This is a genomic window from Micromonospora sp. LOL_014 (genome assembly GCF_048060245.1).
Classification (GTDB): Bacteria; Actinomycetota; Actinomycetes; order Mycobacteriales; family Micromonosporaceae; genus Micromonospora_E.
On the sequence record NZ_JBHMIP010000013.1, the window covers coordinates 43,132 to 66,411 of the forward strand.

General features: G+C 70.3%; 20 protein-coding genes. 12 read left to right on the forward strand and 8 right to left on the reverse strand.

Going from position 1 to position 23,280, the window contains the following annotated elements; translation table 11 throughout:
• A complete protein-coding gene (locus ACFHW1_RS13650; protein WP_416615529.1) occupies positions 1–420 on the reverse strand; it encodes a YbjQ family protein in 420 nt (139 codons plus the stop codon).
• Between the two features lie 281 nt (positions 421–701).
• On the opposite strand from ACFHW1_RS13650, the gene ACFHW1_RS13655 reads away from it, so the two are divergent.
• Together ACFHW1_RS13655 and ACFHW1_RS13660 are read left to right on the forward strand one after the other, a co-directional pair.
• A complete protein-coding gene (locus ACFHW1_RS13655; RefSeq protein WP_416615531.1) occupies positions 702–2,069 on the forward strand; it encodes an SWIM zinc finger family protein in 1,368 nt (455 codons plus the stop codon).
• Between the two features lie 16 nt (positions 2,070–2,085).
• Complete coding sequence (locus ACFHW1_RS13660) at positions 2,086–4,809, forward strand: hypothetical protein (RefSeq protein WP_416553867.1); 2,724 nt, start codon at positions 2,086–2,088, stop codon at positions 4,807–4,809.
• A 116-nt stretch (positions 4,810–4,925) separates the two neighbouring features.
• Here the strand turns inward: ACFHW1_RS13660 and ACFHW1_RS13665 are convergent, their stop codons facing one another.
• Positions 4,926–5,600: a S1 family peptidase gene (locus ACFHW1_RS13665; RefSeq protein ID WP_416553869.1), complete on the reverse strand. Its 675-nt coding sequence runs from the start codon at positions 5,598–5,600 to the stop codon at positions 4,926–4,928.
• A 479-nt stretch (positions 5,601–6,079) separates the two neighbouring features.
• Between ACFHW1_RS13665 and purS the strand changes: the two genes are divergently transcribed.
• The 3 genes from purS to purL are packed head-to-tail and all read left to right on the forward strand — an operon-like array spanning position 6,080 to position 9,758.
• On the forward strand, positions 6,080–6,343 hold the full coding sequence (purS, locus tag ACFHW1_RS13670; protein WP_278172523.1) for a phosphoribosylformylglycinamidine synthase subunit PurS: 264 nt from the start codon (positions 6,080–6,082) through the stop codon (positions 6,341–6,343).
• Positions 6,340–7,023 (forward strand): phosphoribosylformylglycinamidine synthase subunit PurQ, encoded by a 684-nt coding sequence (gene purQ / locus ACFHW1_RS13675; protein WP_416553871.1) that lies wholly within the window; start codon positions 6,340–6,342, stop codon positions 7,021–7,023. Before purS ends, purQ begins: the two co-directional genes overlap by 4 nt.
• Complete coding sequence (purL, locus tag ACFHW1_RS13680) at positions 7,020–9,758, forward strand: phosphoribosylformylglycinamidine synthase subunit PurL (protein ID WP_416553873.1); 2,739 nt, start codon at positions 7,020–7,022, stop codon at positions 9,756–9,758. The genes purQ and purL overlap by 4 nt, the downstream gene beginning before the upstream one ends.
• Positions 9,759–9,846: 88 nt before the next feature.
• On the opposite strand, the gene ACFHW1_RS13685 is transcribed toward purL, so the two are convergent.
• Positions 9,847–12,120: a carboxypeptidase regulatory-like domain-containing protein gene (locus ACFHW1_RS13685; RefSeq protein WP_416553875.1), complete on the reverse strand. Its 2,274-nt coding sequence runs from the start codon at positions 12,118–12,120 to the stop codon at positions 9,847–9,849.
• A 157-nt stretch (positions 12,121–12,277) separates the two neighbouring features.
• Here ACFHW1_RS13685 and ACFHW1_RS13690 point away from each other — a divergent pair, with 157 nt between their 5' ends.
• The 5 genes from ACFHW1_RS13690 to amcA all read left to right on the forward strand — a co-directional run bounded on the left by ACFHW1_RS13690 (position 12,278) and on the right by amcA (position 17,225).
• Entirely contained in the window at positions 12,278–12,631 is a 354-nt protein-coding gene (locus tag ACFHW1_RS13690; protein WP_416553877.1) for a sterol carrier family protein, read from the forward strand.
• A gap of 210 nt (positions 12,632–12,841) precedes the next feature.
• On the forward strand, positions 12,842–14,428 hold the full coding sequence (purF, locus tag ACFHW1_RS13695; RefSeq protein ID WP_233606602.1) for an amidophosphoribosyltransferase: 1,587 nt from the start codon (positions 12,842–12,844) through the stop codon (positions 14,426–14,428).
• Between the two features lie 104 nt (positions 14,429–14,532).
• The gene (gene purM, locus ACFHW1_RS13700; RefSeq protein ID WP_416553879.1) at positions 14,533–15,702 is read left to right on the forward strand and encodes a phosphoribosylformylglycinamidine cyclo-ligase; all 1,170 of its coding nucleotides are present in this window, start codon (positions 14,533–14,535) and stop codon (positions 15,700–15,702) included.
• Between the two features lie 190 nt (positions 15,703–15,892).
• On the forward strand, positions 15,893–16,999 hold the full coding sequence (amcB, locus tag ACFHW1_RS13705) for a cyclophane-forming radical SAM peptide maturase AmcB (protein ID WP_416554073.1): 1,107 nt from the start codon (positions 15,893–15,895) through the stop codon (positions 16,997–16,999).
• Positions 16,971–17,225 (forward strand): multiple cyclophane-containing RiPP AmcA, encoded by a 255-nt coding sequence (gene amcA / locus ACFHW1_RS13710; protein ID WP_416553881.1) that lies wholly within the window; start codon positions 16,971–16,973, stop codon positions 17,223–17,225. Before amcB ends, amcA begins: the two co-directional genes overlap by 29 nt.
• A 232-nt stretch (positions 17,226–17,457) precedes the next feature.
• Here the strand turns inward: amcA and ACFHW1_RS13715 are convergent, their stop codons facing one another.
• The gene (locus tag ACFHW1_RS13715; RefSeq protein WP_123606444.1) at positions 17,458–17,679 is read right to left on the reverse strand and encodes a DUF3073 domain-containing protein; all 222 of its coding nucleotides are present in this window, start codon (positions 17,677–17,679) and stop codon (positions 17,458–17,460) included.
• A 318-nt stretch (positions 17,680–17,997) separates the two neighbouring features.
• Complete coding sequence (locus ACFHW1_RS13720) at positions 17,998–19,116, reverse strand: Glu/Leu/Phe/Val family dehydrogenase (protein ID WP_416553883.1); 1,119 nt, start codon at positions 19,114–19,116, stop codon at positions 17,998–18,000.
• A gap of 172 nt (positions 19,117–19,288) precedes the next feature.
• Between ACFHW1_RS13720 and ACFHW1_RS13725 the strand changes: the two genes are divergently transcribed.
• Positions 19,289–20,137, forward strand: a complete 849-nt coding sequence (locus ACFHW1_RS13725) for a hypothetical protein (protein ID WP_416553885.1) — start codon at positions 19,289–19,291, stop codon at positions 20,135–20,137.
• Between the two features lie 289 nt (positions 20,138–20,426).
• Complete coding sequence (locus tag ACFHW1_RS13730) at positions 20,427–20,636, forward strand: BldC family transcriptional regulator (RefSeq protein WP_007073996.1); 210 nt, start codon at positions 20,427–20,429, stop codon at positions 20,634–20,636.
• A 159-nt stretch (positions 20,637–20,795) separates the two neighbouring features.
• Here ACFHW1_RS13730 and ACFHW1_RS13735 read toward each other — a convergent pair whose 3' ends face one another.
• From ACFHW1_RS13735 to ACFHW1_RS13745, 3 genes are all read right to left on the reverse strand, one after another.
• Entirely contained in the window at positions 20,796–21,044 is a 249-nt protein-coding gene (locus ACFHW1_RS13735; RefSeq protein ID WP_278172509.1) for a hypothetical protein, read from the reverse strand.
• 90 nt (positions 21,045–21,134) lie between these two features.
• Positions 21,135–21,722, reverse strand: a complete 588-nt coding sequence (locus tag ACFHW1_RS13740) for a hypothetical protein (protein ID WP_416553890.1) — start codon at positions 21,720–21,722, stop codon at positions 21,135–21,137.
• Between the two features lie 149 nt (positions 21,723–21,871).
• Entirely contained in the window at positions 21,872–23,218 is a 1,347-nt protein-coding gene (locus ACFHW1_RS13745; protein ID WP_416553892.1) for an ABC transporter substrate-binding protein, read from the reverse strand.
• Positions 23,219–23,280 lie beyond the last annotated feature (62 nt).

A 23,280-nucleotide genomic window follows, 5' to 3' on the forward strand; every position in this document is an offset into this window, starting at 1 on the left:
CTACCTGCCGCCGGAGCCGGCCGAGCCGCCGGTCTCGTTGCCGGCGCTGGCGTCGGCGTGACTCGCGTCGATCTTCGACTGCTTCGAGTCGTCGCCGGCGTCGGGCCGGAGCTGCAGCACCACGGCGGCCGTCCCGTACGCACAGAGCTCCATGTGGGTGCTGCCCACCTGCCGGGTGTCGAACCGCATTCCGATGACGGCGTTCGCGCCCTTCTTCTTGGCAGCATCGCCCAGCTTGCCGATGATCTCGGTCCGGTACTTGGTGAGGCTGGCCGGTCCGCCCGGGTCGGACTTGCCGCCCCGCAGCGCCTTGACGCCTTCCTTGAAGGGGTTGATCGAGCGGACCACCGAGGTGACCACCTCACCCAGCACAATCCGGATTTCGTATCCCGGTAGATCGTTCGTCGTCACGATCAGCACGGAACCGATGCTATGAGTGATGGCGTGCCCTGCTCGCGGGCATTGGTGGGGCCTGCGCCATCCGTCAAACGGCACAGCGCGGCCACTTGGTACCTCAGCGGAGCCCGCGCCAGCTAGCGGTCAGCCGACACCCGCTGGGCAGGCACTAGTCAACTGCCGGGAATAGAGGATCCACGGCCGCGGAGCGACGGCCCTCCTCGCCAACGAAACGGCAGTTCATCCGTTTCTTAGCTGGTTGGGGCTACTGGGCGGTTCTGGGCACTCCTGCCAGGATTGCCGCCGTGTCCGACTACGACTACGCGTACCGTGGGTTCTCCCGCCTCCAGGGAGATGCAGGCAGGCTGACCATGCTGCTGGAGACATCCGGCGGGGCGACCCCCGAGGGCCCGGTGACGCATCCGCAGCTGTTCACAGGTTTCCTTACCGCCCCCGTCGCTGCCGCGACCGCGTTCCTCGTCGTCGCCGACGTGGCGGCGACGCGTTACTACCGGCCACAGCTCGCCGCCTCGCTGGACCCGGTGGTCACGGCCAACGGCGACCGGCTGCGGATCGAGTCCTTCTCCGGATGCTGTGGGGTCTACGCCCGCCTCGACATCCTCGACGACGGCTTGGACGGCGAGGTGATCCGGCACGGCACCACCAACGTCGACGTCAACTCGGATTTCCGCCGAGCGCTCAACCGGGTCGGTGCTGCCACGCCGCTGCACTTGCTCGTCGGGGCGGACGAGGTTGCCGTCACGACGCTCGACGGGCGGTACGTGGAAAAGCAGGTACCCCTGCCGTCGCGGTGGGTGCGCGGCTTCGCCGAGGCGCAGGTGCTGGCCACCGGGCTGAGCCTGCGGGCGGAGGTGCCGCCGGCGGACGCGGAGGCGGTCCTGCGGGCAGCGCCACGCCCTACCACCCGGTCAGTCATCGGCACCACGCACTGGGTGAGCGCGACCGGCCGCGGCCTGCGCCCGGCCACCCGCCCCGGACCGGGCACGATCGGCCTGCCCGGCGTCGAGCGGCTGACCACGCTGTGGCCGGTCCTGCCGTACGCGGACGCCGTCCGGATCTACGCCCCAGCCGACGGAACCCTCGGGCCCGTCGCGTGGGAGGCACGGCTGCCGGGGATGCGGCTGACCTTGATGCTCTCGCCGGCGGCGGCACGGGGCTTCTCCGGCGAGGGCGGGGTGCTCGACGATCTGGCCACTTCGACGGCGACCGAGGACGCCGCCCTGGTGTCCGCGCTGCTGGCCTGGGACCCGACGATCGATGTCGACCAGCTGGCCCGGATGGCGGACCTGCCGTCACACCGGGTCCGGGCAGCCCTGACCACCCTGGGCACGGCAGGTCAGGTCGGCTATGACCTCGCCGAGCAGTCGCACTTCCACCGCGACCTGCCGTACCGACCGCAGCAGGTCGAAGGGCTCAATCCGCGGCTGCGGGCAGCGCGCAAGCTGGTCGCCGCCGGTGCCGTCACGATCGCCGACGGGTTGGCGACCGTCGGTAAGGGCAAGGAGATCCACACCGTACGGTTCGGTGCCGGTGCCGGTGCCGGTGCCGGTGCCGGGGCGAGCTGCACCTGCCTCTGGTGGGCGAAGTACCAGGGCGGACGGGGGCCGTGCAAGCACGTGCTCGCCGCCCGTATCACCACGAACTCGATGTGAGGCTACAGTGGACATAATGGACCGGATCGTCGCTGGTGACGTGGCCGGGGTGGGCCGGGCGATGAGAAATCTCACCCCGGCGCAGCGCGCCGGACATGCCGAGACGCTCGCCGAGTTCCGGACGGCACTGCTGTGTCACAAGTGGGAGAAACTGCCTCAGCCGGAGCGGTTCGCGCGCCTCGCCGCCGAATTCGCCGCGCAACCCGACCCCAGCACAGCCGGAAAATGGCTCACCCGGATGGAGAACCACTACTGCCAGAAGGCTGACATCAGTTGGGAGGACGACAAGAACAAGACCGCTGGGCCGCACCGGTGGGTGGTCGAGGTGGTCGACCACTGGACGGCCGAGCAGCAGACCGAGCTGGTTGCCGCGATCGACAGCGCAAGGAAACTCTTCCCGCTTGCCGACTACCTGATCCGGCGCACCGGCTGCCCCCCGCCGACCTCCCACCCGTTCCTGCTCAACTGGCTCTCAGCCCGGTGGTACGGCGGGGACCCGGATCTGGTCCCCAACCCGCCCGGCGCGACGTTCGGTGAGCGGATGCGAAACGACCCACTCACGCCGGTCCTGCTGCCCATCGTCGAGAAAGAACCATATTACTATATGTCGGACTCGGCACAGGCCGAACTCATCGAAGCTGGCCTCATCAGCGGGGACTACGTCGTCGACCTCATCTTCCGCCGAGTCGACAACGGCGATCTCTGCTCGCCGCAGGGGGACAAGGCGCTGGTGCGGTTGATCGCTGATGATCCGCGGTGGCGTGCGCTGGCGGCGGCGTACTGGTCCGAAAGGCTGCAAGAGTGGCTGGAGCAGGTCCGGCAGACGAGCGAACGCAGCGTACTGCGCCGTCGTTTGGAGATGGTCGACGATATGCCACCCACCTTGGCGCAACATGCCGCAGTGGGCCGCGACTATCTCACCTTTCTGGACCTGTGGGTTCCGGTGGCCGAGTACGCCCGGGTCCGCCTCGCCGAGCTTGACGAGGCCGGCCTGATCGAGCCGGAGCTGGTCACCGAAACGACCCGACGACTCCTTCGCCGAGCGGACAAGAAGCTCATCCGGGCGCACCTGACGTGGCTCGACCGGACAGCGCGACGAGACCCGGCACGAGCCGGCCAGCTGGTGCGATCGGCAGCTCTGGCGTTCGGACATCCGGACATCGCTCTGCAGGAGCAGGCGCTCAAGGTGGTCGCCCGGCATCTGGATACCGCGTCGGCGGCGGAGCACGCCGGTGCCGACGAGCCGATCCGGACTGCCCTTGCGGCAGCGGCGGCCCGGTTGACGCCCGCACTGTCCGCGCAGGCCGCTGACCTGTTCGGACCGGTGGCGCGGCGCGACGAGCCGTACGTCGAGACGCTGCCGCTGGTCGAGGCGCCCACTGCGGTGCCGGAACCGCTCGGCACGCCCGCCGAGGTCGCCGAACATGTAGCCGCCGTGCTGGCCGGCAGCCCGGACATCGTGGTGTTCGAACAGGCGCTCGACGGACTCGTCCGCCACTCGGTCCGCGACCGGGTCGGACTCGCCGCAGCGCTGGCCCCCGTCGTGCGGCGGGTACCGGGACGGCCGAGTGACTGCACACCCGTACACCTGTGGGTCGTCGTCCAGGCGGTGACCGGAGCGGTGCCAGACGACGACTGGCTCGTTGCGCGCTGCTGCTGTTGCCGCGGCGAGTTCTCGCCTCCAGGTCAGCTGCTCGCCGCACGTATTCGGGAGGCCGCCGGGGCGGTACGCGCCGGTGACCTTCCGTACCTGCTGGCGGTCCCGACCGACGCCACCGGAGCCCTCGACGCGGCGGTACTCGTGGAGCGCCTGACGGGGTATGCCGAGCGTGGCATCGCCGCGCGATCGGTCGATCTTAGTCAGGCCCTGCTGCGGGTCATTCCCACCACCGACGAGCAGATCATCGATGCGGCCGAGAGGCTGCCGGGCGACGCCGGTCGCCGCCTGTCCAGCTGGCTACGGGCCGGCGGCTACCCGCATCAGCCGTCGACACCGGACGACTGGGAAAAAATTAGTGCCTTCAACATCGTGCACAACTTGATCGACCTGCCCGGGGCCGTGACCGATCTACAACTACCGGCCGACGCCGAGCGGCTCTTCCGTACCGGCACGAGGTGGGATCGGCAGTGCCGCAACCAGTTGGCGGCCTGGGTGGCCACGTTGCCGCACCACCGGGACAGGGTGGCGAACTGCTACTACGACTACAGCGCTCGTGAGCCCTACACGGAGCGGGACAGGCGGGCCTGGATGCGTCTGCTTCCGCAACTGGCCGAGTCGGGCGGCCCGGCCGATTTCGCCCTGCATCTCAGACTCGCGCTGGCCATGGACGCCGACCGTCCTCGGGAACGCGCGGCGGCGATTGACGCGATCCTGGTCCTGGCTGCCCGCGGTGACCTCAACGGCGAACTGCTCGGCCGGCAGATCGTGAAGCTTGGTCCCGAGGGGTATTCGTTTGTGACTCTCAGCCGGGCAATCGAGACTCTGAGGGAGATGGCCGCTACCGGTGCGTACGCCACGGTGTGGTCGGTGTGTCGAGGCGCGCTCCCCGGCCTGCTCGAAGGCGAACCGGTGGCGCGGGGGGTAGGGAAGTTGCTGACCCTTGCGGTGGAGTGCGTGCTGCGGTGCGGGGCGAGCGGCGAGATTCCGCGGGTGACCACCGTGGCGGCGCGTCGTGGGTCGAGCGAGCTGGTCAAGAGTGCCCGAGCGCTGGTGGCGGCGCTCGCCGGCACCCGTCGGTAGCGACCGGATGCCGCACAGTCGGTGAGAGCACGGCGGCGCGGACCCCGTGATCTGTCCACGGGGTCCGCGCCGTCGCGCGTCAGCACCAGTCGGTTCCAGACCAGGTTCAGCTCGGGTCAGACGCCGGCTACCGACCGAATCCAGGACCGGTTGTACGCCACGCTGCCGTAGTTCTGGATGTTGACGCCGTTGGCGGTGGAGGCGACGCCGACCTGCTGGCCGTTGTAGAACTGCGGGCCGCCCGAGTCGCCGCGCCACGCGTTGCCGTTGATCCGGGTGCTGCGGATCGCCCGGCCACCGTACGCGTCGCTGACGCTGGTGCTGGTCACCCGGACCGAGGCGGTCTTGAGCTGGGTCGACGCGCCGCAGCCGCTGTAGCAGGTCATGCCCCAGCCGTAGATGCTGTTGGTCGAGCCGACCGGCGGGTAGCTGCTGGACAGCGTCACGTAGCTGGTGCTGACCGGGCTGGAGAAGTAGAGCAGCGCCAGGTCATAGCGGCCGTACGCGGAGCTGATCGTACGGGTGACGCCGCCGGAGGAGCGGTTGACGCTGCCGATCCGGACCGACATGGATCCGCTGACGCAGTGCCGCGCGGTGAGCACCCAGTTGGAGGCGATGATGCTGCCGGAACAGGTGAACGAGCCGTTGCTGAAGACCGCGGCGGCCCATGGGGCGGACGATACCGTCCCGCCGCCGATGATCTCCTCCGGTGCGGCCGTCGCCGCAGTTGGCGTGGCCAGCAGGCCGATCAGGGTGGTGGCTACTGCTGCCGCAGCCAGACGAACGCGCATGGGTGGGGCTCCTTCCGAGGGAACAACCCGGGGTACGGGTCGGTGAGCCACGCCGCCGGACGGGTATCCGGCAGCGGAGTTTGTTACAGCGCCCGTCCGAAGGTCGTCACCGGGCGTTTGACGAATGACGTTAAGCGCTCCGATGGTCATCTACAAGGATCAAATCGAAGTCATACGATGCATTGATGTCCCGCGACGGCGTCCCGCGCCCCTCGGGGCCCCGCGCTGCCCGCGTCGTGTCGGCCGGTGGTCGCCAGCCGGGTGTGGCAGGCCGTTCGTGGGCGCCCGGTCCGCCGATGAGCCGGTCCGTCGGCGGTGACCGATGTCGTCGTTATCGGTTCGTGGCTGATTTGTGGCCCGATCACCGATTCGGCTCTTCGACCGCCGGTGCGTCGTACCCGGTGCCACCAGGTAGGCTGAGGGGTGCGCGGCCCGTTCGAGGCCGGCACCCCCAACGCGTACACGGTCAGGAGTGCCACGTGGCTCGCGTCGTCGTCGACGTCATGCTCAAGCCGGAAATTCTCGATCCTCAGGGTCAGGCTGTCGCGAACGCGCTGCCGAGGCTCGGTGTCAGCGACGTCTCGGCGGTGCGCATCGGCCGGCGGATCGAGATCGAGTTCGCCGGCGAGCCCGACCTGGATCGGGCTCGTGAGATCGCGGACAAGTTACTGGCCAACCCGGTCATCGAGGACTACCAGGTCCGGCTGGCTGAGCAGCCTGAGACAGCCGGTGATCCGTCATGAGCGCCCGGATCGGTGTGGTCACCTTCCCGGGCTCGCTCGATGACGGCGACGCCGCCCGCGCGGTGCGGCTCGCCGGTGGGGAGCCGGTCCGACTGTGGCACGGCGACGCCGATCTGCGCGAGGTCCAGGCTGTGGTGCTGCCCGGTGGCTTCTCGTACGGCGACTATCTGCGCTGCGGAGCCATCGCCCGGTTCGCCCCGGTCATGCAGTCGATCGTCGCCGCCGCTGGTGACGGCCTGCCGGTGCTCGGCATCTGCAACGGCTTCCAGATCCTCTGCGAGGCTCACCTGCTGCCCGGCGCGCTCACCCGCAACCAGCACCTGCACTTCCGCAACCGGGACCAGATGCTTCGCGTCGAGACCGCCCGGACCGCGTTCACCAACGCGTTCTCTCCGAAACAGGAAGTCCTCGTCCCGCTCAAGAGCGGCGAAGGCTGCTACGTGGCCGACGAACAGACCCTCGACGAGTTGGAATCGACCGGCCGGGTGGTGGCCCGCTACGTCGGCGGCAACCCCAACGGTTCGCTGCGCGACATCGCTGGCATCACCAACGCCGCCGGCAACGTCGTCGGGCTGATGCCCCACCCGGAGCACGCCGTCGAGGACCTGACCGGTCCGTCCCGGGACGGGCTTGGCTTCTTCACCTCCATCCTCAAGCACCTCGCGGGAGTGCCGGCATGACCACCCAGTCGGAGGCCGCCGCCGCCGGCCCGGCAGCGACCGACCTCGGCGTACCGGTCGACCGGTACGCCGGTGGCCCGGACACCGTCGAACGCGCCACCGACACACCTGATGAGCTGCAGCCGTACACCGAGCTGGGGCTGCGCGACGACGAGTACGAGCGGATCCAGCAGATCCTCGGCCGTCGGCCGACCCAGTCCGAGCTCGCCATGTACTCGATCATGTGGAGCGAGCACTGCTCCTACAAGTCGAGCAAGGTGCATCTGCGGCAGTTCAGCGAGAAGGCCCCGGCCAGCGACCTGATGCTCGCCGGCATCGGGGAGAACGCCGGTGTCATCCGGGTCTCCGACACCCTCGCCGTCACCTTCAAGGTCGAATCGCACAACCACCCCAGCTTCGTCGAGCCGTACCAGGGTGCGGCCACCGGCGTCGGCGGCATCGTCCGCGACATCCTCGCCATGGGTGCCCGCCCGGTCGCCGTGATGGACCCGCTGCGGTTCGGCGCCGCCGACCACCCGGACACGGCCCGGGTGCTGCCCGGCGTCGTCGCCGGGGTCGGCGGCTACGGCAACTGCCTGGGCCTGCCCAACATCGGCGGCGAGGTCGTCTTCGACCCCTGCTACCAGGGCAACCCGCTGGTCAACGCGCTCTGCCTCGGCGTACTGCCGGTGGACCGGCTGCAGAACAAGGCCGCCGCCGGGGCTGGCAATGTCGTGGTGCTGCTGGGGGCCAAGACCGGCCGGGACGGCATCGGCGGGGTGTCGGTGCTGGCCAGCGCCACCTTCGACGACGCCAGCCAGCAGCGCCGCCCGTCGGTGCAGGTCGGCGACCCGTTCATGGAGAAGCTGCTGATCGAGTCGTGCCTGGAGCTGTACGACGCCGGGCTGGTCGTCGGCATTCAGGACCTCGGCGGCGCCGGCCTGACCTGCGCGCTCACCGAGACCGCCGCTGCGGCCGGCACCGGCATGCGGGTCTGGCTGGAGCGGGTTCCGCTGCGTGAGCCGTCGATGGAGCCACACGAGATCCTGGCCAGCGAGTCGCAGGAACGGATGCTGCTGATCGTCGAGCCGGCGCAGCTCGACGCGGTGCTCGCCACCGCGGAAAAATGGGGCGTGCTGGCCACCGCGATCGGTGAGGTCACCCCGGCCGAGTCGGACGGTCGAGTTGGGCGGCTGGTGATCAGCTGGCGTGACCATGTGGTGGTCGACGTACCGCCGGGGTCGCTGGCCGACGACGGCCCGGTCTACGCCCGGCCGATGCGCGAGCCGGCGGACCTGATCCTGTTGCAGGCCGACCGGGCGGAGACGCTGCCCCGCCCCGGCACCCCGGACGAGTTGCGGGAAACCCTGCTGCGGATGATCGCCTCGCCTAACCTGTGCGACCGCAGTTGGGTGACCGAGCAGTACGACCGGTACGTGCTAGGCAACACTGTGTTGGCCCAGCCCGAGGATGCCGGGGTCATCCGGATCGACGAGCAGAGCGGCCTCGGTGTCGCCCTGTCGGTCGACGGCAACGGCCGGTACGCCCGGCTCGACCCGTACCAGGGGGCGAAGCTCGCCCTTGCCGAGTCGTACCGCAACGTGGCGGTGACCGGTGCCCGCCCGGTGGCGGTCACCAACTGCCTCAACTTCGGCTCCCCCGAGGACCCGAGCGTGATGTGGCAGTTCGCCGAGGCGGTTCGCGGCCTCGCCGACGGCTGCGCCGAGCTCGGTATCCCGGTGACCGGCGGCAATGTCAGCTTCTACAACCAGACCGGTGCCGCCGCGATCCACCCCACCCCGGTGGTCGGTGTGCTCGGGGTGCTCGACGACGTGGCGCAGCGCGTCCCGATGGGCTTCGTCCCGCCGTCACACAGCGACGGTGACCTGATCATGCTGCTCGGCGAGACCGAGCTGGAACTCTCCGGATCGGAGTGGGCCTGGGTCACCCACCGGCACCTCGGCGGTACGCCGCCCAAGGTCGACCTGGATCGGGAGCGGGTGCTGGCCACCGTGATCGGGGCGGCGGCCCGGGTAGGGCACATCACCTCGGCCCACGACCTCTCCGACGGCGGGCTCGCCCAGGCACTGGTCGAGGCGTGCCTGCGCCGGTCGATCGGGGCGCGGATCGCGTTGCCGCCGGAGTTCAGCGACGGTTCGATGCCGTTCGTGTTCCTGTTCAGCGAGTCGGCGGGGCGGGCCATGGTTGCCGTGCCGCGCGGGCATGAGAAGGCGTTCACCGCGCTCTGCGTGGAGCACGGACTGCCCTGGACCATGATCGGAGTGACCGACCCGGCGGCCCGGCTGCTGGAGGTCCGCGACCAGTTCAGCGTCGGCCTGGACGAGCTGCGCGGTGCCCACACCGGTACCCTGCCGGCGCTATTCAGCGCGGTGGGGCCGCGTAACGTGCCGGCGGACCCGCAGGATCCGGACGCCGTCGGGGTGTTGGCCAGCGAGGCGGTCGCGATTGACGCCCCGGCCGGTACGCCGGAGCAGACCACGGCGACGGTGGACGTCGACCCGGACAGCGACGAAGCCGAAGCGGTGACCGAACCTGCTGCCGCGGTGACCGAGCGGGAGACGGAAGCAGTCACCGACAGCGAGGCGGTAGCCGAGGAAGCGGCAGACAGCGGCGGCGTAGCGGCGGCCGAGGAAACGGTGGCCGACGACGCGACCGCCGACGACGCGGCCGACGACGCGGCTCAGCCGGTGGACCGCCCCGACCCGTCCGCCGGCAAGCCGAAGAACCAGAGCTGACCGGGCGGACGGCAGACTGACTCACCGATGAGATGGGCCGGACCCGATCGGGTCCGGCCCATCTCATCGATGAGGCGTCGAGTAGCCGTCAGTCGTCGAGCCAGTCGAGGGAACGTCGCTCACCCCGGTTGCCGGCCTGCGGCGTGGCACCGTGCCGAGTTTGGTCGCCAGGCGGCTGCTCGGCGCCGTAGGGCTGCTGGTCGTAGGGCTGCTGTCCGTACGGCATCTGCTGGTCGTAGCCGCCCCGTTGGTCAGGGACGCGGCGGTCGTCGTAGCCGCCCCCAGGCGGGTAGCCGCCACCTTGGTCGTAGCCGCCACCGGTTGGGGGGCCGTACCCGCCCGGTTCCCGGCCGGACTCGTAGCCCGCCGACCCGCCGGGGCCGTAGTCCGGTGACCCGTAGCCCTGGTCGGAGCCGTATCCACTGCCCCGGTCGCCACCGTAGTCACCGCCCGGGTAGCCCGCGTCGGGGTAACCGCCGGCCTGGGGCGGGCTTTCTCCGTAGCTTCCGCCGTAGCCCGCACTCGCGCCGTAACCACCGCCATCCGGCCCGTAACCGGGGCTGCCGCCCCGGTAGCCGGGCTGCGGCGGCTCCGGACCACGCGGTGGTGGCGGCACGTCGCCGCGCCCCTGATCCGGGCCGGGGTAACCGGCGGATTCGTACGGTGGGCCGGACTGCCCGTAGCTGCCCGGCTCGTAGCGCCCGGTCGGCTCGTCGTAACGATCGGTGCCGTACCCTCCGGCGGAGTCCGCTCCGTACCTGCCGCCGGAGTAGCCTGCGCCGCCGGCGTCGCCGTAGCTTCGGCCACCGCGGTAGCCGCCGGCCTCGTCGGCTGGCGGCCGACCGGCCGGCTCGCCGTACGGGCCGCCGGACGAGGGCGGGGTGCCGTAGGTGCCGGGTGCCCCCGACGACGGGGCGTTGCCGCCGTACTGACTGCCGCCGTAGGTCCCGCCGGAGCGGGCCGCACCGCCCGGTCCATCGTAGCCGGACCCGGCCCCACCACCCGGCTGGTCGGCGCCGGGAACCGCGCCGTAAACGCTGGTGGCACCGGCGGGGTCGGAGCCGTAGCCGGGCTGGGTCGGCGGTCCACCCCAGCCCGGGCGCTGGTCCGCGCCGTACCGTGGCTCGGGCCCGGCCGGTGGGTTCGGACCGGGCGGCGGCGGAGCACCGTACGGGTCGGGGAACTCGTCCTTGATCGGTGGCATCTGGTGCAGCATCGTCGGCGCGTCCGATAGCGACGGCCGGGTCACCATCGTGGCGTCGGAGACCGGGCCGGGCGGCATCGGCGGCATCGCCACCCGGGTCGCGTCGTCGGCACCGTGGTAGACGCCGCGACTGCCCGGCAGTGCGGCCCGCCCGTCAGCTGGGTCGTCGTCGGCCGGCTCTGGGTCGTCGTCGACGTCGCCATCCTTGCGCCGCACCAGCAGCAGCACGATGGCCCCGACACCGAGCGCGACCAGCAGGCCGCCCATGATGATCAGCAGCCAGGAGCCCATCCCCCCGCCGCTGCTCTCGTTCGCCAGGTTCTGGGTGTCGATCGGTGGGGCTTCGGTGGCCGCGCCGCTCGGGGTCGCCTCGGCGGTCGCCGACGGGGTCGCCTCCGGAGTGGCCGACGGGGTCGGCTCCACGTTCGACTTCAGGGTGATCCGGTCGACGGTGATCGACTGCCCGGCGGCGGCGGTGACGACCTTCACGTCGCTGTCGTTGTACTCGTCGGCGGTCGCTGCGATCCGGATGTCGCCGGGGACGATCGGCCGGTCGTTGCTGGAGGTGAACCGGTAGTTGCCGTTGCCGTTGGTGGTGGTGTCGTAGCTGTTGCTCTGCGAGTCGCTCATCACGACCACGGCGCCTTCGATCGGTTCACCGGTGGAGACGTCGGTGACCTTGCCGGCGACCTCCTTGACCCGGGGCGCCTCCTGCGGCCCGCGGACCGAGACGTCGCGCTGGACCCGGCCGTTCTCCCCGTCGACGACGGCGACGATCTCCACCCGGCCGTTGCGGTTCTGGTTGGTCCCGAGGTTGCCGGCGATCAGCTCGACCGTGTAGGTCTTGCTCGCGCCCCGGTCGATCGTGTCGGTGAAGTCGCACTGCCCTTCGCACCGGAGCTCGTTGATGTTCGTGGCGACCCGGATGTTGAAGGAGGTCCCGCCCTCCACCTCTTCGCCCGCCGGGTTGTTGTTGCGGACCTCGAATTCGAGGGTGGCCCGGCCACCGGAGCTGAGGTTGGCGTTGGAGAGGCTGCGGATGGTGACTGTGGGTGCCTCGGCGGCCGCTGGCGCGGCGGGCAGGCCGACTAGTGCGACGGCAGCCAGCGCTGCGACAACACCGGCCCGCGAAAGCCAGGCTCGTAGGTGTGTTGTCACGTCCACCGCCTTCCGGTTTGATCCTTCCCCCGCACCAGGATTCGGGCAGGGGTCACCCGTGACGAGTACACCGTCGGCAACTATGCCTTGCCGAGACGGATGTGCGCGACCCAGGGGCGGGAGCCACTGGCACCGGAGCTAGTCGTATCGTCCCGATGTGTCCTCTCCGTACAGTAAGTTCACTACGGTCGCCGCCGTGCGGGACGCTTTGGCCGCCGGTGCCGTCCCCGCCCGTGTGCAGCTACGCGATGCGGTCCGCCTGCTCTTGGCGGCGCTGGCCGAGCGAGCGCCGGGCCGATCGGTGGAGGTCCGTGTCCCACCTTACGGTGCAATTCAGTGTGTAGCCGGGCCGCGACACACCCGAGGCGCCCCCGCGAACGTGGTGGAGATCGACCCGGTGACCTGGGTGCTGCTGGCGACCGGCGAGCTCGACTGGGCCTCGGCCGTGCTGGATGGACAAATCTCCGCGAGTGGTCCGAGGTCCGATATATCCCCGTACCTGCCGCTGTGAGGCGGGCTGGCGATTTGCCAGCCAGCTGCGGCGGTCACCCGGCTGACTGCGGTGGACACCCGGCGGGTGTGGGGCCAAATGGAGCACACTGGGCCAACCGGAACCTCGCGTACACTGTTCGGCGACGGTAGTCCGGTGACACCCCGCGCTGAGGCGTGCAGGCCACATGCAGGCCAGGCGTCAGTGCAGACCAGTACGAGGGAGCGGCAGGTGCCTCGAGGCGACGGCCGGTTGAGTCACGATCTTGATCCCCAACGACCCGGTCCGCAGGACGCCTGTGGCGTATTCGGCGTGTGGGCACCGGGGGAAGAGGTCGCGAAGCTCAGCTACTTCGGTCTCTACGCCCTGCAACACCGGGGTCAGGAGGCCGCCGGGATTGCGGTGAGTGACGGCTCCGGCGTGGTGGTCTACAAGGATCTCGGCCTGGTGGCCCAGGTCTTCGACGAGCCGACCCTGGCCAGCCTGCGCGGTCACCTCGCCATCGGGCACGCCCGCTACTCCACTACCGGCGGCTCGACCTGGGAAAATGCCCAGCCGACGATCAAGGCGACCAGCGCCGGCACGACGATCGCCCTGGCGCACAACGGCAACCTGGTCAACACCGCCGAGCTGGCCCGCGAGGTGGTCGACCGAGGGCTGTCCGGTGACGGCTCGACCTCGGACACCGCCCTGGTCACCAGCCTGCTGGCCAGCCGCCCGGACCTGTCGGTCGAGGCCGCGGCGCTGGAGGTGCTGCCGACCTTGCGGGGCGCGTTCAGCTTCGTCTTCATGGACGAGACCACGCTGTACGCGGCGCGCGACCCGCACGGCGTCCGGCCCCTGGTGCTCGGCCGGCTGGAGCGGGGATGGGTGGTCGCCAGCGAGACCGCCGCGCTGGACATCGTCGGCGCCACCGTGGTCCGCGAGGTGGAGCCGGGCGAGCTGATCGCCATCGACGAGCACGGGCTGCGGTCGGCCCGGTTCGCCCCGCCGGAGCCCAAGGGCTGCCTGTTCGAGTACGTGTACATCGCCCGCCCGGACACCACCATCGCCGGGCGGAACGTGCACGCCGCCCGGGTGCAGATCGGCCGCCGACTGGCCCGGGAGCACCCGGTCGAGGCGGACCTGGTGATCCCGGTGCCGGAATCGGGCACGCCGGCCGCGATCGGCTACGCCGAGCAGTCCGGCATCACCTACGGCGCCGGCCTGATGAAGAACTCGTACGTCGGCCGTACGTTCATCCAGCCCTCCCAGACGCTGCGTCAGCTCGGCATCCGGTTGAAGCTCAACCCGCTGCGCGAGAACGTCCGCGGCAAGCGCCTGGTGGTGGTCGACGATTCGATCGTGCGGGGCAACACCCAGCGGGCAATTGTGCGGATGCTGCGCGAGGCGGGTGCTCTGGAGGTGCACGTACGCATCTCGTCACCGCCGGTGAGCTGGCCGTGTTTCTACGGCATCGACTTCGCCACCCGGGCTGAACTGCTGGCCAACGGGCTGGACACAGAGGGTATACGCCGGTCCATCGGTGCGGATACTCTCGGTTATGTCTCGCTTGCCGGTCTGATAGCGGCAACCGAGCAGCCGAAGACACGATTGTGTCGGGCATGTTTCGATGGGGAGTACCCGATCGAGTTGCCAGCTGGCAATCTGATCGGCAAGCACGTGCTCGAAGGTGTGGACCGCCGGGTCGCTGGCGGGGTCGGCCATCCGGGGGACATCACCGAGCAGGACTATCAGGCCGGCGGCGACCGGACCGGCCCGGGCGCTCAACGGTTCGCTGTCAGCACTGGCGGCCCCGAGGCCCTGCACCGCCCGTAGCACCGGCCGGACCGGCCTCGGTCGTCCGACCGGCAGCCCGAGTCGAGCGATCCTCGACAGCTACCCGACGCGGCCTCGCCGCGAGAAGCACAAAGGGGAGAACCGTGACGCACGTGACTGAGCGCGGCAGCGCGGACGTCGGCCCGCCCGCCGACGACTCCGGCGCCCGGACGGTCAACCGCCAGCCGTGGACGGCCAGCGCCGGCCGGTCCGGCCGCAAACGCACGGTGACGTACGCGGACGCCGGCGTCTCCATCCATGCCGGTGAGCGCGCCGTCGAGCTGCTCAAGTCGAAGGTGCACAAGACCACCCGGCCCGAGGTGATGGGCGACATCGGCGGCTTCGCCGGGCTCTTCCGGCTCGACGTGCAGAAGTACCGGCAGCCGATCCTGGCCTCGTCGACCGACGGGGTGGGTACCAAGCTGGTCATCGCCCAGCAGATGAACATCCACGAGACGGTCGGCATCGACCTGGTCGCGATGGTGGTCGACGACCTGGTCGCCTGCGGGGCGGAGCCGCTGTTCCTGCTCGACTACATCGCCTGCGGCGAGGTCGTGCCGGACAAGGTCGCCGAGATCGGCGCCGGCATCTCCGATGGCTGCCGGTATGCCGGCTGCGCGCTGCTCGGCGGCGAGACCGCCGAACACCCCGGGGTGCTGCGGCCGGACGAGTACGACGTCTCCGCGACCGGCGTCGGCGTGGTCGAGGAGAGCGAGATCCTCGGCCGGGACCGCGTCGAGGTGGGCGACGTGGTGATCGCGATGCGGTCCTCGGGTCTGCACTCCAACGGCTACTCGCTGGTCCGCCACGTGCTGCTCGGCGCCGGCCGGATGCGGCTGGACACGGTGGTCGAGGATTTCGGCCGGCAGCGGACCCTGGGCGAGGAGCTGCTCACCCCGACGAAGATCTACGCCCGGGACTGCCTGAAGCTGATCGAGGAGTGCGAGGTCCGGGCCCTGGCCCACGTGACCGGCGGTGGCATCCCCGGAAACCTGGTACGGATCCTGCCCGAGCACGTCGACGCGCTGGTCAACCGCGCCACCTGGAAGCCGCAGCCGATCTTCGACCTGGTGCAGGCGAAGGGCCGGATCGAGGACAACGAGATGGAGTCGACGTTCAACATGGGCGTCGGCATGTTCGCCATCGTCTCCGCCCAGGACGCCGACCGGGCGCTCGCCTGCCTGACCGGCAGCGGCATCGAGGCCTGGCAGGCCGGCGACATCATCGAGGGCTCCGGCACCGTACAGATGGTCGGTCACCACACCCGAGGCTGACAGCGGGCCGCTGCCGCGTCACCTCGGCGGGCCGTCGCCGCCGCGCTCCGGCGGGCCGTACCGCCGATTCACCTCGGCAGACCCCGACACCTAGCCTGGAACGACATCCGTCACAGGCAGGAGGATGGGGATGAGCAGGGCCGAAACCCGGCAGGACCCGACCGGTGGGGGGCGGCCGGCCCCCACCGGCATGCGCGGCGTGGCGACCGTCCCGAGTTACGTCGTCATGCAGCCCACCACGCTGTGCAACCTGGACTGCAGCTACTGTTACCTGCCGTTGCGGGCGGCCAACCGGCGGATGCCGGTCCCGGTGGCCGCCGCGGTCGCCCGACCGGTGAACACCTGGGCCGCGCAGCAGGGACGCCGGTTCTCGGTGGTCTGGCACGGCGGTGAGCCGTTGGCCGCCGGGCGGGACCACCTCGCGGCGCTGATCAGCCCGTTCAGCGCCGACGTGGAACACCACGTGCAGACGAACGCGACCTTGATCGACGACCCGTGGTGCGAGTTCTTCCGGGAACACCGGATCCGGGTCAGCGTCAGCGTCGACGGCCCGCGGGCGCGAAACGACGGCCGGCACACCCGGGGTGGTCGGCCCGCCTACGACCAGATCCGGAGCGGTGTCGAGGCGCTACGCCGGCACGGGATCGAATTCTCGGCGCTCTGCGTGGTCAGCGACCCGAGCCCGGGCCTGGCCACCGAGCTGTACCGGTTCTTCCTCGACCTCGGCTGTGACGTGCTGGGCGTCAACATCGAGGAGACGGAGGGCGTGAACGTACGGTCGAACCGCTGGCCGGACCGGGCCGTCGCCGGCTTCTGGGCGGAACTGGTCGGAGCCTGGCGGCAGGCACCGCGGATTCATCTACGCGAGGTGGAATGGTCGCTGCGGTACGCGGCAGCCGTACTCGACGGCACGGCCGACGAGGTGCTGCCCCGCCAGCTCGACCCGATTCCCACCGTCGGGTACGACGGGTCGGTGGTGCTGCTCTCGCCGGAGCTTGCCGGCTTCTCCGACCCGCGGTACGGGGACTTCACCAGCGGGAACGTGTTGGCTAGCGGGCTGGCCGAGATCCTCGCCACGCCGGAACGGACACCCTGGGTCACCGAGTTCGTGGCGGGCGTCGAGGCATGCCGGACCACCTGCCCGTACTTCGGGTTCTGCGGAGGTGGTCACGCTGCCAACCGTTACTTCGAACACGGGCGTTTTGATGGTACGGAGACCAACCACTGCCGTAACAGCAAGATCCATCTACTGGAGGGAGTGTTGGCCCATGCCAGAGACCAGCCGGCAGCGGCCTGAACCGGTCCGCGCAGCCCCGGGAGCCACCGTCGCCGAAGCAGGTGGCGACGATCAGATGGCGGACCGGGTGTACGCCGTCCGGGACGGCCTGGAACTGCTGCTCGCCGAAGCGGAACAGGCCCGGCGGCGTCGCGCCGAGGTAGCCGGCGCCGACGGCGCGGTCTGCGCCTGGAACCACTTCGAGAACATCCCGACCTTCTACAACTGGAACAACCGCCCCCGTTGACCGCTCCGACCAGCCGCGTACCTGGCGCCCTGCCCGGACCCGTCCCCCGGGCAGGGCGGCACCGATCAGTCGCCCGCCTGGCGCGACGACATCCGGTGGTGCCTACCCCGCCGGGGTAGGCACCACCGGATGGTGGCATTCCGACACACGTACGGCGACCAGCCGGGCCGGAGTCCTCGTCGACATGAATCAGCACGCGGACACTGACCGCGTGCTCTGATCAGTCGGACCCTCAGCGGGACGATGAGGGTGTCCAGTTACCCCGGTCGTCGTCGGCTGGGTCGTCCTCGTCATCGTCGTCGAGGTACGGATCGTACTCGTCGTCGAAATCACGGTCCGACTTGCCGCTGCCGGCGAGCTCTCGCTGCAAGGCGGCGAGGTCGGTGTTCGGGGAGTGGTATTTCAGCTCCCTGGCCACCTTTGTCTGCTTGGCCTTAGCACGGCCGCGCCCCATGGCTCGACCCCCTCGCACAGAATTCGGGGCAGCCCGAAGGCGGGCCCCGATGACGTCAGGCATCTCTCGTGGCTCTTACGGTACATGGGCGGACCCAGGTTCGGCACCTCGGGTTGCATCGGGTCGCTCCCGCGCGTCATCGGCGGCCGACATCGTCACGGGCAGCGGCGGGATTCGTCACGGGCAGCGGCGGGGTAAGGAGCCCGATCCCCGCCGCTCGTGACCCGTACGGGTGATTCTCCACACGCCCGGTGACGGCCACCCGGGGCGGACCGGCGGGTCAGCGCCCGGGACGGCGGCGCTCGGGTTGGCGGCCGCTCACCGGAGATGGATCGCGCGCAGCCGACCGACCTCGGCCATCCGGCGTTCGGCGAGCCGGTCGGCCGCCACCGCCGGGGGTACGCCTTCCCGGTCGGCGCTGCGCAGGATCTCCCGGGTGGTCTGGTAAATACCGGTCGCCCGGGCCTTGGCCCGGTCGAAGTCGAACCCGTACCGGCCGTTGGCCGACGGTGTGGCCGCCCCGGTCACCTCATCGGCCACCTGGATCACCCCACCGGCGTTCACCACGTAGTCCGGGGCGTAGAGGATGCCCCGTTCGGCGAGCAGCTTCTCGACGCCGGGGTGGGCCAACTGGTTGTTGGCGGCCCCGGCGACGATCTCGGCCCGCAGCGCCGGCACGGTGTCGTCGTCGAGCGCCCCACCGAGCGCGCAGGGCGCGTAGACGTCGATCTCCTGGCGGATCAGCACGTCGGTGTCGTCCACCAGGTCGACCTGCGGATAGGTGTTCCGGGCCCAGTCCACCGCCCGTTCGCTGACGTCGGTGGCCACCACCGCGGCTCCGTCGTCGAGCAGGTGACCGGTCAGGTAGCGGCCCACCTTGCCGAGCCCGGCGATACCGATTCGCCGCCCGGCGAGGCTGGCCGAACCCCAGCGGTGCTCGGCGGCGGCGCGCATGCCCTGGAACACCCCCCAGGCGGTGAGCTCGGAGGAGTCACCGGCCCCGCCCTGCGCACGGCTACGCCCGGTGGCGAACCGGGTCTCCCGGGCCACGACGTCCATGTCCGGCACGTAGGTGCCGACATCACAGGCGGTGTAGTAGCGTCCGCCGAGCGATTCGACGAACCGGCCGTACGCGCGCAGCAACGGCTCGGTCTTGAGCTGCTCCGGGTCGCCCCAGATGACTGCTTTGCCGCCACCGAGGTCCAGTCCGGCCATTGCGTTCTTGTAGGCCATCCCCCGGGACAGCTCCAGCACGTCGTGCAGGGCGTCGGCCTCGGAGGCGTACGGGTAGAATCGGGTGCCGCCGAGCGCCGGCCCGAGCGCGGTCGAGTAGATGGCGATGATTGCTCGCAGCCCGGTCGGCTGGTCCTGGCAGAAGACGACCTGTTCGTGCCCGGTGGCGGTGCCGGGGCCGGCAGTGGTGGTGAAGACGCCCATGTCTGCTCCTGAGACGGTGTCGGCACCCTCGTGAGGTGCGTCCGGTGCGCCGGGCCGTGGGCCCTGCTGGCTCCGAGCCTAGTATCGGCCGCAGCGCGACGGACCAGCCCGCTGCGGGGGTGTTTGCCCCCGGCCGGGGCGGTGTCGTGCGGTTTCGTGGGAGGATCGCGCCGTGCCGTCCCTCTTCGCTTCCTTCGCCTCATACCTGCGGGTGTACGAGCCGCTGGCCGCGTTCGACCGTGAGCGTCAGGTCTACTGGCGCCGATACGTGCGGGAAGGCCGCGCGGTCGGCCCGCTGGAAGGGCCGGGCCGGCAGCGGACGGCGGTGATCGAGGCACTCGGCGCGGGCTGGACCCGGCTGCCCGACCTGCCGGACGAGGCGTACGTGCTGGAGTCGGACGACACGCTGCTGGTCTGCCCGTGGAACCTGCGGGTGCGGGTAGCGGAGGCGGCGTTGAGCGCGCGCGACGGTGTCCCGTCGGTGTTGGCCGACGCGTTCGTCCCACCGGTACTGGCCGGTCAGGCCAGGGCGGTGATCGACGACTGGCGCAGCGGGGCCCGGGTACTGGAGCACGGGGTGCCGCGGGTGCATGAGCAGGCCGCCACCTGGGGGGTGCCGTTGCGATGGTTCGTCTTCGTGGACCTGGCCGAGCGTGACTTGATCGTCACTGGCGTGCGTCGGGCGCTGCGCTATCGGACCGAAATCTCCAAGGCCCGTCGCCGGGCGTCGCGCGGACTGTCGGTGTTGCGCAAGTCGGTGGGGGATGCGCCGATCACCGAGGCGGTGGAGGAGAGCGCCCGGTGGCTCGAGGAGTTTCATCCCCGGTCGGTGGTGGAGCTTGACTACGGTGGGTTGGTGCGGCTGCTGCCGGACGAGACGCTGGAGGCCGACGATTCGCCGGGTCTGGTGAGCGCCGGGCTGGCGGCGCTCGGCCGGGGCGACGCCGAGGCGGCCGGCGAGGCGTACGAGAAGCTGGTTGCCCGATGGCGTGCCGTTCAGCTACTGGAGCGCTGCAACTAGTGGTCGACCAGAGGGACGAATCGGTTTCAATCACCGGGTATCAGGCGCAGATTCTGCCGCGAATCCTGAATATGATTCGTAATCACCCGTTCACGACCGGTGATCAAGAGTCCGATTATGGTATGTTCTGTCACAAAAAAGGGATAAAAATCGGTCATTGCTCATCCGTCCATCCAAGGACGTTCGGCCGTTCGGCCCATGTCGGACATCGGGGACTAGCCGGACCATGGGAGACGCGTCGGCCGGCGGGACCCCGGCCGATGTCTATAGCACTGTGGAGGAGTGACTGATGGCATCGCGTACGCACGAACCAGAGCCGTTGCTCACGCCGGCCGAGGTGGCGTCGATGTTCCGAGTCGACCCGAAAACCGTCACCCGGTGGGCGAAGGCCGGCAAGCTCAGCGCCATACGGACGTTGGGCGGCCACCGCCGATACCGGGAGTCGGAAGTACGTGCCCTGCTGCAGGGGCAGATTCCCCAGCAGCGGCAGGGTGATTGACTGGCCTCTCCAAGTGGCTGACATCGGCTACGCCAAGGGGCGGTGATCTCGGCTCGTCCGGGGTCACCGCCCCTTGTTTCATGGACGTCGACGTGCACTGCGTCGACGGCGGCCCGGCGGAGATCCGCCGGGCCGCCGTCGTCACGATGCGTACCGTACTCAGCTCGCCGGCGGGTGCCCGCCGTCGCCGTCGACCACCTCGTCCGGGGTGCCGTCCTCGTCCAGATCGACCATGGTGATGTCCACCTTGCCGTCTCCGTCGGTGTCGAACTGGTACATGTCGGCCTTGCCGTCCCCGTCGGTGTCAACCACCCAGACGTCGGTCTGCCCGTCGTTGTTGGTGTCGGCCTTGAGTAGATCGACGCGATCGTCACCGCGCGTCTCCACCGACTCCTGTGCCTCGGTCATCCCAGGTCCCTCCATCGCTCAGTCACAACAGCTGCGGATGTCGACAGTAAAGTGCCATCCGGCCGGTCGCGACCCGGGCGCGACCCGGCCTCACCTTGTCGCGTACGGGTTGACCGTCGGATGCAGATAGGTCACCGTCTCGGGCACGCCGTCCTGGTCGGCGTCGCGCAGCGTCTGGTCCGCCCGACCGTCGTAGTCGGTGTCCTGAACCCAGGTGTCCGTCCGGCCGTCGTGATCGGTGTCGGCCGCCACCTGGTCGATCAGGCCGTCACCGTCGGTGTCGGTGGCGACGACGTCGATCCAGCCGTCGCCGTTGGTGTCCGCGCTGACCTCGTCGACCAGCCCGTCGCCGTCGAAGTCGCGCAGCATGCTCTCCAGCCGACCGTCCCCGTCGCCATCGACGTACGCGGCCTCCGCCAGACCGTCGCCATCGCTGTCGTGCAGGACCACGTCGGCGAGGCCGTCCCCGTCCCGGTCGACCAGCACGTCGGTGGAGCCGTCAAGATTGTGCTGGACGATCGTGTCGGACCCACCGTCGCCGTACGGCTCGACGCCGTAAGGGCCGTCGCCGTACGGCTCGTAGCCGGCATCGTCGTGGCCAGGGCCGCCGCTCGGGCCCAGCCCCTGTTCAGCTTCGACTGCCTCGTCACCGAGGGCCGGATCGACCCACTCACTCATCCTGCCGCCTCTTCCGCAGATCGTCCTGGCCGCTGACAAGGGAAACCGTACGCAGCGGCGACCTGCCTGTGATCCCGAGAAAGTGCCAGCAGGACGGACCGGCCGGCGGGGCCCGGCGACCGCCGGCCCGATCTGCTACCGGCCCGGTCCTACTCGGCGATCGGCAGCCCGGCTGCGGCCAGCGACTTGATCACCTCGGCCGACTCGGCGAAACCGATGATCAGGATCGCGTCCGCGCCGAACGCCTTGATTTCCTGGGCTTCACTGTCGAAGTTCACCGGCGGCGCGTCCGCGCCGGCCGGCGGCTCGTAACTGAGCAGCTTGAGCCGGTCCGGTCCGACCCCGGCACGGTCCAGTTCCGCCCGGACGTTCTCCTGCAGGCCCTCGCCGTACGAGTCCCTGCGGGCCACCAGCGCGATCCGCTGCGACCCGTCCCGCAGGATCACGTCGGCGAGCGCCCGCCCCTGCAGCAGGTCCGACGGCGCGGTACGGAAGTACAGCCCCTGATCGTCGACCTCGCTCAGCCCGGCGTCGGTGTTGCTGGGCGAGAACAGGATCAGCCCGGCGGCCGCCACGTCCGGCAGCACTTCGCGGGAGATGCCGGACGCACCGGCGCCGATGATGACGTGCACCCCTTCGTCGACGTGCCTGGCGACTGTCCGGCGGGCCACATCCGGGTTGGTCCCGTCGTCGCCGTCGAACCATTCGACCGGCTCCCCGAGCACCCCGCCGGCCTCGTTGACTTCCCGAACCGCGAGCGCCGCGCCGGCCGCCAACGGCGGGTACGCCAACGCCAGGTCGCCGGTGCGCGGCAGCAGGCCGCCCAGCTTCAGCGGCGCCTCGGCGCGGGTGACGAAGGTCTCCGGTTCGGCCGGTGGCGGCGCGGCCGTGGTGGTCGTGGACTCGTCTCCGGCGCCGACGAACTCGGTCTTTCCGTCGTTGATCTGGCCGTCGCCGTCGAAGTGCAGGGTGGCGTAGCTGGCGGTGGACGGCTCCCCGGCGTCGGTGAAGCCACCCCGTTTCAGGGAGACCCCCCGGTAGGCGATGTCCGTCCCGTCCCGGGCCAGCTCCAGGCACACCGCGACGACGTCGCACTGCTCGCCGCCGGTGGTCACCCCGTTGATCTGGGCGGCGATGTCGGTCGGGTCGGTGCTGCCGGCCAACTGGGTGGCGAGCGCGCTGATCACCACCGCGTCGTACGCCTCGCCGGCGTACAGGAAGCCGTTGAGTTGCCGGTCGACCGCGCGCAGCCTGCTGATGAAGTCGTCCGGCAGCGGGGTGAGCGGGCTGGTGCCCTTCATCCCGGTCAGCAGCGTGGTCTGCCCCTCGAACTCTGCTCCGAACGAGTTGCTCATGTTGCCGTCGGTGCCGTACAGCCGCACCGAGTTGACCTGGGACTCCTCGGTGGCCGCCGGTTCGGCGCAGCTCGCCGCGCCGACCAGCATGATTGCGCAGAACGCCAGGGCGGCGGTGCGGGAGCCGCGTGACACGAGCATGGGGACGTCCTCCATCGGCCGAAGGTCCGCAGGGCACCTTAGCGCCTCCTCGGCCGGAACGC